Source organism: Marinifilum sp. JC120 (genome assembly GCA_004923195.1).
Classification (GTDB): Bacteria; Desulfobacterota; Desulfovibrionia; order Desulfovibrionales; family Desulfovibrionaceae; genus Maridesulfovibrio.
The window spans coordinates 181,494-194,734 of the sequence record RDSB01000001.1 but is presented as its reverse complement, the minus strand read 5'-3'; the positions used below and the strand labels follow the sequence as shown (position 1 = coordinate 194,734).

Genomic DNA, 13,241 nt, shown 5'->3' with positions numbered 1-13,241 from the left:
AGTCCTTATATTTAAAGGTCAGCAAGTTTTTTGCTTGTATTCAGTCCGGTGAAACCAAAGGCCATCATTTCCGGTACTTTCTCACGGAAGCCCTTTTGTTTTTCCGGGTCGAGTGAACGCCAGATAAGGAACTGCTTCCTGATGGCGTTGATAAAGTCTTTATTTAAACGTTTCCAAGCTCCGATTTCACCTGACTCGCGGGTGATGAACAGGACGGCCTCAAGGAATTGCGGATGAGCTTTTGCAGGTCTGAAACGGAGTTCGACCATTTGTTTGACCCCGAAGTCAAAGGGAGCCAGCCAGACCCGCACGTTGAAACGGAAGCAGGTGATATGGTCCGGGCAACCTTCCAAAAGGTCGCAGACTGATTCCGGCAATGCTTCCTGACTGAAGTTTACTTCGATCTCCGAAGTGGAAAACAGTCCGTGGGAGACTTCGGTATGTGATTCAAGGTATTCCAGCACGAATCCGCCTGCATCCTGCTGCTCGGCATGTTTGAGCAGGAAGGGCAGGGTCGCTTCGATGGTGTTGGTATCGGTGTCGGGCATCTTCCACGAGCGGTTGACGTCCGGGATGGCGATGTTCGCCGCTACCTTTGAGGGGTAGATAACCGAGATAAGGGTTACGGCAATGACCAAAATCATGGCCGCAACACCTGCCATGGATGAATAGTTGGCTGTCATGCCCGCCCAGAGCGGGGTTCCGGCCAATAGACCGGATGCGGTTTGGGCGATCAGGTAACCGACCACCACACTGATTACTGCGAAGGCGATGGCCTCGGCAATGAACAGGAACGATACGTGGGTCGGGGCCATGCCGATTGAAGTATAAACCGCAATTTCTTTTTTGCGTTCGTAAACACTGGTAATCATGGTGTTAAGAACGATCAGTGCGGAAATAATCAGCGGGATCATTATATTGCCCATGCCTGAATAGTTCATGGTGTCCGAGGACTGACAGATATACGTTCCGCTCTTGTCACATGAGAAAATAGGCAGTCCGTAGCGGTCAATAAGACTGTTGACTGTCTCCTTGGAGAATTCACCGGAAACGGGCGCGATTGCCACTGCCTTTAGGTGTCCGCCCATAGCCATGAGGGTTTTGTAGGGGATAATTGCGGTAACCTCACCGGGCACATGGGTGTAACGGCCCTGAAAGGTGTCGATATCTTCCCCTGATTCAATGGCTTCCGCTTCAACTTCGCTGAGTTCCTGCGCTGCGGCAGAAGGGAAGATGACCGGCGTCATGGGTTCACCGTCAAGATCGGTGTGTTCACTGAATTTTTTACCATTGAAAATACCGGTAAGTATGAATTTGCTGCCCCAGACATCCACTTCATCTCCGGGAGTAGCTCCAAGGCGGGAGGCCATTTCCTGCGAAAGCAGAATCTGGTTGGTCTTACCGGGGATAAGCCATTTGCCGTTTACAAGAATATCTTCAATGTTGCTGACTTGAGGCTCTCTGGAGCTGAGTCCCACAAGTCCTTTAACTTCTTCCTGCTTGGTGCCGAAGCTGACCGGGGTAACTGCGGAGGTTGTTTTGTCCTTCAGTTCCATCCACCCGCGCGGGGCAACAATGCCACTTTGGTCAAAATCGTTGCTGACAATACCGAGGGTTTCTCGGGGCAGATCATGCCAGCCGAGATTCTTCATGAACAGGCCGTAGTAGGGCTGGGAATCGTTGAATTTTACGTAGGTGTGCTGGCGCAGTGATTTTACTGCGGTAAAGCTCATGATGGTAAAAGTCAGGATAGTCAGGGTCAGACAGGTCAGGAAGGTCCTGAGTTTTCTGCGGCGCAGGTTGCTGACTCCGATAACAAATGCGGAAGTGAATGCTTTCCATTTGCTGATTTCCGAAGTCTGGGTTTTGTGCGCCCTTTGCTGAAGCAGGATCATTTCTTTTTCAAAGCGGAAGAAGATGATCAGCGAAACCATGACTGAAAGGCCGAGAATAAAGAAGGCCAGAATTACAACCATGGGGCTGTAAGTCAGCTCAAAGGCCGGATGTACGGAATAGATGACCGCGATAACCGCTGAAAGGATTGCCAGAAAACCGATAATCCTTTTGTGGATATCCGCGAAAGAAAAAATTAGCCGTTCCATGCAGTAGGCAAAGGGGATGAACAGGGCGATGTAAAACAAGACACCGACCAGCACGTCCTTTTGGGTCTGGTCCACATCAAGGTAGACTTTGGAGGCCAGTGCCCATGCGCTACGGGCATTGGTCATGAAATCGTCGTAACGGCGTTCTTTCCACGCATTTTCTGCATCAGTCAGAGCCTTGGTACCTTTTTGCTCCAAATTTCTGATCTGCTGGTTAACAATGCCGTGCGATTCCAGATTTTTGATGCGCGGAGCAAGCAGGGTCCACATATCTTGGGCAGCGCGATAGTCTGTTGCCGGGATAATGGGCCATTCTTCGAGGTAATAACCTTTACCCGCCGGATCATCCGGTTTGGATTGAATGAGGATCATTTTCCGGTTCAGAACTGAATCCGAGAGAGTCATCTTCAGCGGAACATCCGGCTCTAGAAAAACACTGGCAATGGTTGAGGAACGGGTATCAATGCGGCTGTACCAGTAATGCATGGGAGTCGCATCACGTGTTCCGTCCAGCACTTCCACCTTGGTCATGTAGCGGAAGGTGCGCGGAGTGAGCAGGTCGAACAGAGTCGTCTGGCGGCAACCGAACATGACCAGTTTGGTCTCCATGTCCAGTCTGCGCATTTTTACCCTGTACGCGCTTTTCCCGGTTTTTTGTTTGTCGATGGCCCAGACAATCCTGCCGTCATCATTGTATTTGTAACCTTCGATGATCAGCTTGGACTGGACCAATTTTTTAGAGGCCACGCCTTTGTACTTGAAATCCCCTTCAGAATCGGAAAGGGCATAAAATCTGGTTTTACCCTGAAAACCCATGAATATGGCACCGGGTGCGGGCTGGTCTGCGAAGAGTTCACCCTGACGGATGAAGCGGGCCTTGCCATTGACCATAGCGTAACCTTTGCGCGGCAACTTGGTAGTCAGCGGACCTTCGCTGTTGGAAATTTTACGGATCAGTCCTTCAGTTAACTCGGCCTGTTTGCCGATATTGTCCCAGTTGACATTTTCAACGGTATCAAAAGGAGTTCCCCAGTATTCGCGTCCGTCATTGACTGTGGCAAAGGTAAAACCGAGCTTGCCGGACATGGTGGCTACTTCACTGCTGAATTGCGGTTTGTCGAGTAGCCATGTCTGCCACGGGCGGGTGCGGTCCGGGCGCAGCGTATCTTTGTACATACCGTCTGTCCCGGTTATTTTTTCAACTTCCGGGACAGCATCTTCAAATATATCGTTGATGCGGGAAAAAGTTCTAGATAGGTTCACCCGCGGGCGGAGTTCATAAAACCAGCCTTCACCAAAGGCTCCGACACCTTCTCCGTGACTTGAGAGGTGCAAGGAAACGGCGCAAACCAGTTCTTTTGCCCGCACAATTTTGCGCAATGTGCGGGCACTTTTGATAGCGTTAAGCTGCTGCTTAATGTCTCTCTTGGTTTTCAGGACTTTTCCCTTCACCTGCGGAAACAAGTCTTTTACTGCCGCCTTTTCTTCGGAAGGCAGGGTGGAGAAGTCTGATTTCCACGAAATGCGGCGCAGAAGTTTGCGTTTATCATCCAGTTTCGTGATGGCATTTTGATCAGCGTCCTCTTGCAATCTAAGTTGCATGAGATTTTTACTGATAATGTCCACTTCATCTTTGATCTGGTTTTTCAGAGTTTCGTATAGCAGCGAAAAAAGTTGCGGATTTTCGACCGCTAGTTCAGTTGCCAGCGGGTCATCCAATTCAAGACCATCAAGGATCTTGGAAGCGTCATTTTTTTTATTGCGCAGTTCTACCTTGATTTTCTTGAGTGTTTTACTTTTGCCGGAAACAGCAGAAGCGAATTCCCGTATACCGCGCAAGGATTGGCCGTGTCCGGTGGTTGCAAGCAGCAGGACCGACCGTTTAGGCGGGTTGGCGGCCATCTTTTTGCCGATATCAAGAAGTGAGGCAATGGAAAGAGCCTCGTCTGCACCGGGAGAGTTGCCCATAATGTATGCGGAGCTGTCGTAAAAGGCTTCAATTACGATCAGTTCTTCGCTCATTTCCGGGTCACTGCCCTGAATCATGCAATAGACGTTTTCTGCTTCAATCCGTTTCCATTTGCTTTGTGATTTGAGATTACCTGTTTCAGCGATCAGTTTGTTGCCGATACCTGCATCCAAGCCCAACTCACTGCGTGCATCTTCGGCACTCATGTAATAGCGGGGGAAATCCAGCGGCGAAAGTTCCAGCTTTTCTTCAAAAAAACCTTTCATGGTTGGCCCGTTATCAATGTAAATAAGGGCTGAGGCTCCGAGGCTTGCCGCATTAAGCCAGTTTTTACCGGAGTTCATATCCATGATTACGATGGCGTCTTTGACAGGAAGTCCGTTAAAGTCGTCAAGCCTGCCTTGGCCCACATAGATAACCGGACCACTCACTCCGTTTACAGGGGTGGTCGGCGGAGAAATTGCGTTGAATTTAGCTGGTTTGATGCTGATGAGTTGCCCATTCTGGATACTGAAAACAGTTTCCGAGACTGTCATGGCCGGAGCAAGGAAGAGGTGTTTCCCGGTTTTGAAATCACCAAGTGCCTCGAACTTCATTTCGATATAGTCGGCAGTTCTTTTGGCTCCCTCAGACCCGAATGAGCGGTCTTTGAAAGAAGAAAGATCGGAAATGGTCTGCTTGATTGAGTCTGTGGAACTGTAAGCTTTAGCAGGGATTCCCGCGGTTATGATAAGCAGCGCGGCAAGCAGGAACATTATGATCCTGTTGCGTTGGCGAAAAAATATGTTTTCAGCTGGAAGTATGGACATTAACGGGTGCCTCCGGCGATCAGGCCATGCGGATGCAGCCCACATCGATGTTGAGCTGGTCACGGTGTTCTATTTTCTTGATCAGTCCGTCTTCGATCCAGACAACCCGGTCAGACGCATTGAGCATTTTGTAGTCGTGGGTAGCGGTGATGATAGTTACCCCGCGTTCCTTGCTCAGTTCGCTCATCAGTTTAATAATTTCCTCCCCGGTGGAGAGGTCAAGGTTCCCAGTAGGTTCGTCCGCGAGGATAATGGCCGGGTCGTTGGCGAGCGACCTTGCGATTGCCACGCGTTGCTGCTGTCCGCCGGAGAGTTCCTGCGGTTTGTGGTTGTAGCGTTTGTTAAGGCCTACAAGATCGAGCAGTTCGATGCCCTTGGCAACTGCGGCGTCGTTATGCATTCCGGCAAAGATCATGGGCAGGGTTATGTTTTCCAGTGCGGTCATGACCTGAATCAGGTTGAAGGTCTGGAAAATATAGCCGATTTTGCGGTTACGCAGCCACGCAAGTTCAAAGGCATCCAACTGGGCAATGTCCACTTCATCAATGTAGACCTTACCTTCTGAAGGTTTATCCAGCCCGCCGATCATGTTGAAGAGGGTGGATTTACCGGACCCCGAAGGCCCCATGATGGAAAGGTATTCCCCGGCATAGATTTCAAGGTCCACGCCTTTGAGAGCCTGAACATCAGTGCTGCCGAGTTTGAAATTACGTTTTACCCCGGTTACCCTGACTATGGTGTGCTGGTCGGCCATATCTCTCGCCTTTTATCTTATTAAGTTGTTGTTCTGTTTGAAATTTTTATTCTTCAACCCGCATGGCCTCAATGGGCCGCATGCGTGCAGCAATGAAAGCCGGGTAAAGTACGCCCAGAAGGCTCAAACCGAATCCCACCCCTATCGAATAAAGCAGGGACATGCCCACGTCATTAAGGGGCAGCATGGTCAGGGCATCGAATCCAAAGCGCAGCATGCCTATCAGAATAGCGATGATAGCCCCGAAAAGGGACCCGAGAAGTGCCCCGGTAGTTCCCTGCATAGATGCTTCAAGCAGGAATAACCTTAGAACAAAGCTGTCCAGCGCGCCGAGGCATTTCATGGTTCCGATCTCACGGAAACGCTCGGTAACCGCCATGAGCTGGGCATTGATGATTCCCACGGTGCAGACCAGCAGAGAAAGGATGACGATCCAGCGTTCCTTGGCACTGCCCCCCGGTTCATAGCCTGTTTTTTCAAGTGCTTTGATCAGATCAAGATCACCTGAATGATAGAGACCGCTTGAAATATCAGCTCCTACAAGAACATAGGCCAGAAAGGAGACAGCCAGAATGAGGCTGGTCACCGTGACCATGTTTCTTAAAAAGCGTGATTTCAGGCTTTTTATGCTGATTTCAAATGATTTTTTAAAGGGCAGGACTACTTGAGCCGCAATGTCCGGCTGTGAGTCCTCACCTTGAAACGGAATTTTCTTTTTCGACATGTCTTGCTCGGTGGATATGCCGGGGTCTGGACCGAAAATTTCGGACCATTGAAAATATGTATCTGCACCCCATAGCCCGACCCCGTGGGTCATGGGTGATTAATTTGCGATTAGCTATATATAAATAACTGAAACGGGCTGAAATGCAAAGGGAAAATACAAAGATTGGCACTACTTCGCCGTTATAAACCCCAACTGTGAGGGATATACAGCAAAATGTGCCATCGATGCATTACAATGTGGTAAGTTTGATTACAAATATGTAATTAAAGTATGTTCCGGATGTCTTTGACGCGCAGTCCGGGAGTACTGTTTATTTTACCGAGCAGATAAGATAGAAAAATTTGAGATGTTTTGTTCATCCGTTGATGGTGAAGCATAAATCCGGCATTGCCTGATAGCACTGCTTCTTCAATTTGGGATTGCAGAGTTTTAATTCCCTTGGCGGGGCTGGATTCTTTTATAGTGTGCAGGTCAATGTTGACCGGAATATCCGGTAAATTCTGTGGAGGTTGCGGGGAAACATTGGTGCTGCGCGAAATGGCATTGAACCTAAGTTCCACAAGAGCTTGCATGGTTTCAGCAGAGCAGCGGTTCCATGGCGGGGTGAAAAAAGGAGTGAAATCGTCACCCAGCAGGCTACTGAGTTTGTCCTTCCCTCGTCCCAGCTCCCCGCTGACTATGACTTTCTCACGCGATGAGCCGAACTCGAATTTCTTGCCCTGCTGCTCATGGTTCATGTGCCGGTAACCGTGCTGGTGCAAACACCATAAATTTAGGTTTGGACTCAATTCAGCAAGCAGCATGTCCCGGCGTTGTTCATTAAACCATGCCGGAACCACAGCAAGGGCCAGCGGGGTATTATGCTTTTGAAAAGCATTGATCATGGCGGAGAACTGTTTGCCCGGGTAGCCGATATCGTCAGCCCTGAAGAATACATCACGCCCGTTTTGCGGAATAATTTTGCTGAAGTCGTCCCACCAAAGGTCGAAGGATTCGGTGAGGGTGGAAATTTTGTTTTTCCAGATTGCTGATACGGGTCTGCCGGGCATTAAATTGTCCTAAGTTTTCTAATCAGTTCAGCTGAATTGCGTGAGCCTTCCAGATCAATCCCGTGATCGGCTGTTGTGCGTTCCCTATTTAGCAGGGTGCGCATGGTCTCGGTCATTGCAGATTGCTCTTCCGAGTCAAGGATTTCCAACGGGATGTATTTTGCGATACGTTCTGCACGCATACGCTGCTCATGGTTCTGAGCAAAGGGCAGTACTGCCGCCGGAATTTGCGAGGTCAGGATATCCATGCAGGTGTTGTATCCGGCCATGGAAATCATGGCATCCCCAGCGGTAAGCAGGTTGGTGAAGTCGGCAGCGAAACGCTGTATGGTGATGTCTTCATGTCCGTTTGCTATTGAGTGCAGGGCATCAAATTTATCGTCATCAAGAAACGGTCCGCTGAGCATGAGTAGCTTGTTGTTCTGTGGGGTCAGATCAATAAACGATTCCAGCACAGACTGCATTAACGGACCGCCTACTTTTCCGCCCCCTGCACTGGCGATGAACAGCTTTTCGTGATCGCTTACACGCAAGTCTGCACGAATTTTGTCACGTACATTTCTCGCTGGTTTGCGAGCCGCAAATCCGGTGTATTCACAGGGGATCTGTACTTGATCGAAAGCTTGAAAGGTTTCATCAAGTGCCGCGATTTTGGGATCGGAATGGATGAGTAACAGATCGAAATATTTGTTCAGGTATTTTACAACGCGGGCTTCGTGCTTGCCGCCGTCATCACGTTCCACAAGGATATCCCGCAGGGAACAGACTACTTTTACATCCCCGAATCTACCTTCTTTAATGGCATCTAGAATGGGCAGTAGTTCAAAGCGGAAGGCCTTGCGTCCGAAGGGGAAAAGCTCAATGAGAAATATATCCGGTTTTTCCTCTTCAAATATCTTGAAAAGGGTTGCCGTACGTTCTTCCTTGACTTCTTCAAGTTCACGTCCTTCGTCGGTAGGTGCAAGTCCGCCGAAATTTTCATTCATGCATAGGCCGGGCAACTGGCGGTATTCCACATTGGGTGGCAGCGGCTGATTCGGACGTTCGCCCCCGGCTACAAAAATAACCTCTTCCCGGTCCAGTGCTCTTGCGATTTCAAGGCTGCGGAAGAAATGCCCCATGCCCAGCACGTGCTGGCAGTAATGAACTATTTTCATAATTCTTCGTTTAACCTTTCAATGGAGAGTTCTCCGTTCCAGTTCAGCCAGTGCAGTCTGCGTTTTTTGAGCAGTTTTCGTTCTTCAGGCATGAAGTCATGGCCCAGCAGTTTGTAGATCACGGATTTTATAACCCCTTCGTGGGCCACGGTCAGAATCTTGATTTCATCCTTATCCACAGTACGGATGATCTCACTGATTCCATCCTCAAGTGCTTTGGTTCCGCGTGTGGCGCATTCAATACGATTTTCGCCATTGTTAGGAGTAAAGAGCCAACCTTTGGCAACTTCTTCATCGAGTTTGCCGGGGAATTTTGTATGCAATTCATCCATGGTCAGCCCGGACCATTCGCCCCAATCCTGTTCGCGTAATCCGCTAAGTCGTAAGGTCGGCAGGGTTAGTCCCTCGGTGATGATGTCCGCTGTTTCGATTGTCCGGCCCAGATCACTGGTCAGCACTGCATCGAAGGTCTGCGGCTTAAGCTTTTTTATCCATCCGGCGGCCAGATCTCTTCCATGTTCAGTCAGTGGAGAATTGAAATGGCCCTGAATGCGTCCTTCTGCGTTCCATTCAGTGACCGAGTGGCGGATAAATGCGATTTTTACGGATTTCATTAATATCTCCTACGGCTGATGCTGATGAGTTTCTTCTCAACATCCTGAAGGTTTCTGCTCAGGTCGAATTTTGTCTTTACGTGTTCTGGAGCGGCTTTTGCCATTTGCTTCCGTTGACTTTCGTTTGTCAGAAGGCTGGTCAGGTTGGCGGACAGGGCTACAATGTTTCCTTCAGGAGAAAGTAAACCAGTTTTTTCGTGGACAACTGCTTCCTTGGGGCCTCGCGTTGAATAAGCAACTATCGGTAGGCCTGCACACTGAGCCTCAAGGTAAACCATTCCCAAAGATTCATTAATACCAGGATAGGCAAAGAAATCTGCTGCGCTGTAATATTTGTAAAGCTCATCCCGTTTGACCTGACCGAGGAAAATAACTTTGTTTCCAGCCATATCAGCAGCCAGTTTTTCAAGGCGTATGCGTGCTTCGCCATCCCCGGCAATGAGTAGTTTTGCGTCAGGAATTTCTTTAGCCACTGGAGTAAACGCTTTTATCAAATCGGTAATGCTTTCGGCTTTTACATCTTCGCGGAGCATGGCTGTGCTCAGGATTACTTTATTTCCACTTAGGTCATATTTGTTCCGTATCTCTTCCGCTCCCATGGGACAATATTTGAATTTGTCCGATTCAATGCCGGGGTAGGTGCGCGATATTTTTTCCGGGAGAATGATCCGCGAGAGGTTGTGAAAATCAATATCTTTGTTGGCAAAAACATGGTTGGCGTGGAGCAGAGCGTGTTTGTTAGCCATGTAGCCTGTCCACGTTTTGTAATTGCGGCGGTACTTGGTGGCGAAGACTCCCTGATAGATAACGTAGGGAATGCCGAGTTTTGCAGAAATGTACGGCCCCAGCAGGTCCGGGGATTTGTAGTAGCTGTGGTAGGTAAGCCAGAGGTCGGGCTTGAATTCTTGAACCTGTTTCAGGGTATGCTTGAATTCAAAGTAGAGCGAGGGCCATTTCAGCGGTTTGCAGGTGATGTGGCGCAGCCTGAAACTGCTGGCAACCAGCACTTCGTGCCCGTGATCTTTCAGGAAATTATGCAGGGTTCTCCCGATGATCAAATCCCCGGAAGGGAGCGGATGATCAATGGGTTTGTGGGGTGCGAAAAAAGCTATTCGCATCTGCATAACTCCCTGATTTATGTTATATTGCCTCCGGCGGCTGGGGAAGGGGAGAGAAAACTTTGCTAACGCCCAAAGCTTTCTCTCCCCTTCCCCAGACCCCATCCCTTCTCTTTCAAAGACGGTTTAGTAAGCTTCGCATATAGCGAGCTAGAACGACCTTCTAAAGATATTGGGTGAAGCCTTGATAAAAAGTTTGGGATTCTTAAACCCTTTTCAAAGGGTTTAAGACCCCCGGTAGGGCTCTCGGAGAGCCGCCGGAGGCTATTTTAAGCCTTTATACCGTACTGTTCGTAGACATCCGCCAACTTGTTGATCCAGTAGCGGTTGTCGAAAATCTCATGAACCCTTTCTTTAGCCGCCGGGATCAGGGTTTTGCGAAGTTCCTGATCAGTGAGCATCCGTTCCATGGCATCAGCCATTGATTCTGCATCGCCCGGCTCAACCAATAGTCCGGTTTTGCCGTTCTCAATGAGTTCGGGGATACCGGAAACAGTGGTGGTTACAACAGGAACGGACATGGCCATGCTTTCGGCCAGTAACGTTGGGGATGCCATCGCGGTCCCCGTTGGGTGCAATTTCGCAGCCGAGGGCAAAGAGGTCAGCCGTGCGGTAATGCTCAAGCACCTCTTCATGCGGCTTGCTGCCCAGCCAGTTGCATCTGCCGTTCAACTCAAGTTCATCCAGCAATTTAAGGGTCTCTTCGCGTTCATCGCCGTCACCGACAATGTTGTAATTGAAGTCGATGCCTTTTTCTTCAAGCTTCTTAAGGGCTTTAAATACTGTGGGCAGACCTTTCTTGGTGGTGAAGCGGGCAACGGTGAAAATTTCATAAGGACCGGAACAAGTGAATTCCTTGTCGGAACTGAACAGGTTCAGATCGATGCCGTGGTAGACCTTGTGGATCGGCTTGCCTTCCGGGGCAATCGATTGCAGGTAATCGCAGTTGTAACCGGTGCAGGTTACCGCAAATTTTGCCTCGGAAATCTTGGCGGTGATCTTTTCCGGCTTCTGGGTGTAAATATCCTTGGCATGCGCAGTGAAGCTGAAAGGCAGTCCGGAAAGGCGGCTTGCATTTCTGGCTACAGAGCAGGGGGAGTGCGCAAAGTGGGCATGGAAGTGAAAAATATCAGAGCCGGGCAGGATCTTTTCTACAATGTATTCACCCTGCAACATATGCTTGAAGGATGCTTCACTTCCTGTTTCCCGGTAGACATTCCAGATTTTGTCGATGCGTGCAGTAAATTCATCATCCTTACCGTAACGTTCATCTTTAAGTCCGGCATCCATATCCGTAGAACCGAAAAGCTCTTCAAGGCAGCCTTCAATCGTTGATGGTAGGTATGAAACTTCGGCCTTGATTTCAGAAATGGACTTGTGGGTGAAATTTTCACGCGGCTTGCGCATGGAAATAATATGAATCTTAACCCCTCTTTGTTCGAGGAGTCTGATTTCATTGGAAATAAAAGTTTCGGAAATACGTGGATAGCCCTTGAGAATCATCGCAAGGACAGGCTGGGTAGAATTTGTCATTAGCAGTTATCTTTAAAGTAGCCCACGCGGTCGTGCATGACCTCAAGGCCCGTGAAGTTGAAGTTTTTAATAGATTCCCGGATGGAATGGGAATTATTGAGTAGGTGATTGACCTTCTCCATTATTGTGTCAGGCCCAAGATCGTGCCAGGGGAGAAAATCAGCAAGATTTTGCTCTTTCAGAACGTTGGCGCGGATAGTCTGCTCAAGGCGCGGAGTTTCGCGGGGTATAATCAGACTTACCTGCTGGTGTGAAAGAATTTCGCAGATTGTGTTGTAACCGCCCATGCTGACAACGAGGTCGGCATTGCTGAACAGTTTTTCCATCCTTCTGTAAAAATGGTAGAAAGTCACAGAAAGGTTTTTAGCTCTTTTAGAAAGATCCAGACGCTGTTCCTTGGACATGAAAGGTCCGGTAACCATTACGGTTCTGAAATCCTGAGGGTCATATTTTTCAAGGGCCTTCAGGTAAGCATCCATCATGGGGTAGCCGTCACCGCCGCCTCCGGCTGTGATTACAACCAGTTTTTTGCCGTTCTTCCTTTTTTCCGGGCAGGAGCGGCTGTGGACTTTACGGGGAATATACCCGGTAAAAACCATTTTTTTACTGACTGATTCTGGAATGGCGTATTCCTTGATGGGATCATAATAATCCTGATGACCGTAAACCCATATTTCGGAATAGAGGTTTTCCAGCACATCGTAGATGCCTTTATCTGTCCAATCCTTAATGGTGCTTTCCGAGTCATCCATGATGTCTCGCAGTCCGAGGATGGTGCGAGTCTGGCCGATCTGTTTCATCCACTCAAGGGTGGGCATAATCTCATGCTTCATTCCTTTCGGGGCCTTGTCTACAATGAATAGATCCGGGCGGAAACTTTTGGCAGTAGCATCAATGATGGACTGGCGGATGGACATGGCGTGAACAGGTTCAATCTTGATGGAGTGCGGAACATAAAGGTCGTTGGACTTTTTGATCATTCCGGGTACGCGCACAAAATCAATCTGTTCGGGAAATTCAAAGCGTCCCACAATAGGGGAGCCTGTGAGGATGAGTATGTTTACCCCTTTGCATTTTAGCTGTGATGCTATCGCCATTGTACGACGGATATGCCCAAGACCATAGGTGTCGTGGGAGTACATTAAGATGTTGTAAGTCTTGTCCATTTATCGTACCGATTCTCAGGGGTTAAATCGTTTCCGCTAAAGGCGGATTTCTGTTGCATCGCTGTAGCCGTTGGCATATCTAGCGGAAAGGATAATTTCTGTAAATCCTTAAACGCGACGAATGCATGCGTGCTAATTTCTATTATTTTTTTTGATCAGAAGCAATCCCTTTTCTGAATTTTTGTTGATATGAAAAATGGTTTTTATTTACCTGAAATTATTGTGATTAATAAATAATAAGGT

Annotated in this window: 8 protein-coding genes and 1 pseudogene; all 9 read right to left on the bottom strand. The window is 48.7% G+C overall.

The window, feature by feature from the left end; all coding sequences use genetic code 11:
• Nucleotides 1–11: 11 nt before the first annotated feature.
• On the bottom strand, nt 12–4,880 hold the full coding sequence (locus D0S45_00960) for an FtsX-like permease family protein (GenBank protein TIH19936.1): 4,869 nt from the start codon (nt 4,878–4,880) through the stop codon (nt 12–14).
• Nucleotides 4,881–4,899: 19 nt separating this feature from the next.
• On the bottom strand, nt 4,900–5,634 hold the full coding sequence (locus tag D0S45_00955; GenBank protein TIH19935.1) for an ABC transporter ATP-binding protein: 735 nt from the start codon (nt 5,632–5,634) through the stop codon (nt 4,900–4,902).
• 46 nt (nt 5,635–5,680) lie between these two features.
• Nucleotides 5,681–6,358 carry an FtsX-like permease family protein gene (locus D0S45_00950; protein ID TIH19934.1) on the bottom strand — a complete coding sequence of 226 codons (678 nt, stop codon included), beginning with the start codon at nt 6,356–6,358 and terminating at the stop codon, nt 5,681–5,683.
• A 266-nt stretch (nt 6,359–6,624) separates the two neighbouring features.
• Nucleotides 6,625–7,410, bottom strand: a complete 786-nt coding sequence (locus tag D0S45_00945) for a DUF2334 domain-containing protein (GenBank protein ID TIH19933.1) — start codon at nt 7,408–7,410, stop codon at nt 6,625–6,627.
• Nucleotides 7,410–8,567: a glycosyltransferase family 28 gene (locus D0S45_00940; GenBank protein TIH19932.1), complete on the bottom strand. Its 1,158-nt coding sequence runs from the start codon at nt 8,565–8,567 to the stop codon at nt 7,410–7,412. Before D0S45_00940 ends, D0S45_00945 begins: the two co-directional genes overlap by 1 nt.
• Complete coding sequence (locus D0S45_00935) at nt 8,564–9,181, bottom strand: histidine phosphatase family protein (protein ID TIH19931.1); 618 nt, start codon at nt 9,179–9,181, stop codon at nt 8,564–8,566. Before D0S45_00935 ends, D0S45_00940 begins: the two co-directional genes overlap by 4 nt.
• Nucleotides 9,181–10,299, bottom strand: a complete 1,119-nt coding sequence (locus D0S45_00930; GenBank protein TIH20269.1) for a glycosyltransferase family 1 protein — start codon at nt 10,297–10,299, stop codon at nt 9,181–9,183. Before D0S45_00930 ends, D0S45_00935 begins: the two co-directional genes overlap by 1 nt.
• Before the next feature lie 269 nt (nt 10,300–10,568).
• Nucleotides 10,569–11,832: pseudogene (locus D0S45_00925) on the bottom strand (colanic acid biosynthesis glycosyltransferase WcaL).
• Nucleotides 11,832–12,998 (bottom strand): glycosyltransferase, encoded by a 1,167-nt coding sequence (locus tag D0S45_00920; GenBank protein TIH19930.1) that lies wholly within the window; start codon nt 12,996–12,998, stop codon nt 11,832–11,834. Before D0S45_00920 ends, D0S45_00925 begins: the two are co-directional and overlap by 1 nt.
• Nucleotides 12,999–13,241: the final 243 nt, after the last annotated feature.

Coding starts and splice junctions, on each gene's coding strand:
- D0S45_00960 (TIH19936.1), bottom strand. CDS start 4,880: ATGTCCATACTTCCAGCTGAAAACATATTTTTTCGCCAACGCAACAGG.
- D0S45_00955 (TIH19935.1), bottom strand. CDS start 5,634: ATGGCCGACCAGCACACCATAGTCAGGGTAACCGGGGTAAAACGTAAT.
- D0S45_00950 (TIH19934.1), bottom strand. CDS start 6,358: ATGTCGAAAAAGAAAATTCCGTTTCAAGGTGAGGACTCACAGCCGGAC.
- D0S45_00945 (TIH19933.1), bottom strand. CDS start 7,410: ATGCCCGGCAGACCCGTATCAGCAATCTGGAAAAACAAAATTTCCACC.
- D0S45_00940 (TIH19932.1), bottom strand. CDS start 8,567: ATGAAAATAGTTCATTACTGCCAGCACGTGCTGGGCATGGGGCATTTC.
- D0S45_00935 (TIH19931.1), bottom strand. CDS start 9,181: ATGAAATCCGTAAAAATCGCATTTATCCGCCACTCGGTCACTGAATGG.
- D0S45_00930 (TIH20269.1), bottom strand. CDS start 10,299: ATGCGAATAGCTTTTTTCGCACCCCACAAACCCATTGATCATCCGCTC.
- D0S45_00920 (TIH19930.1), bottom strand. CDS start 12,998: ATGGACAAGACTTACAACATCTTAATGTACTCCCACGACACCTATGGT.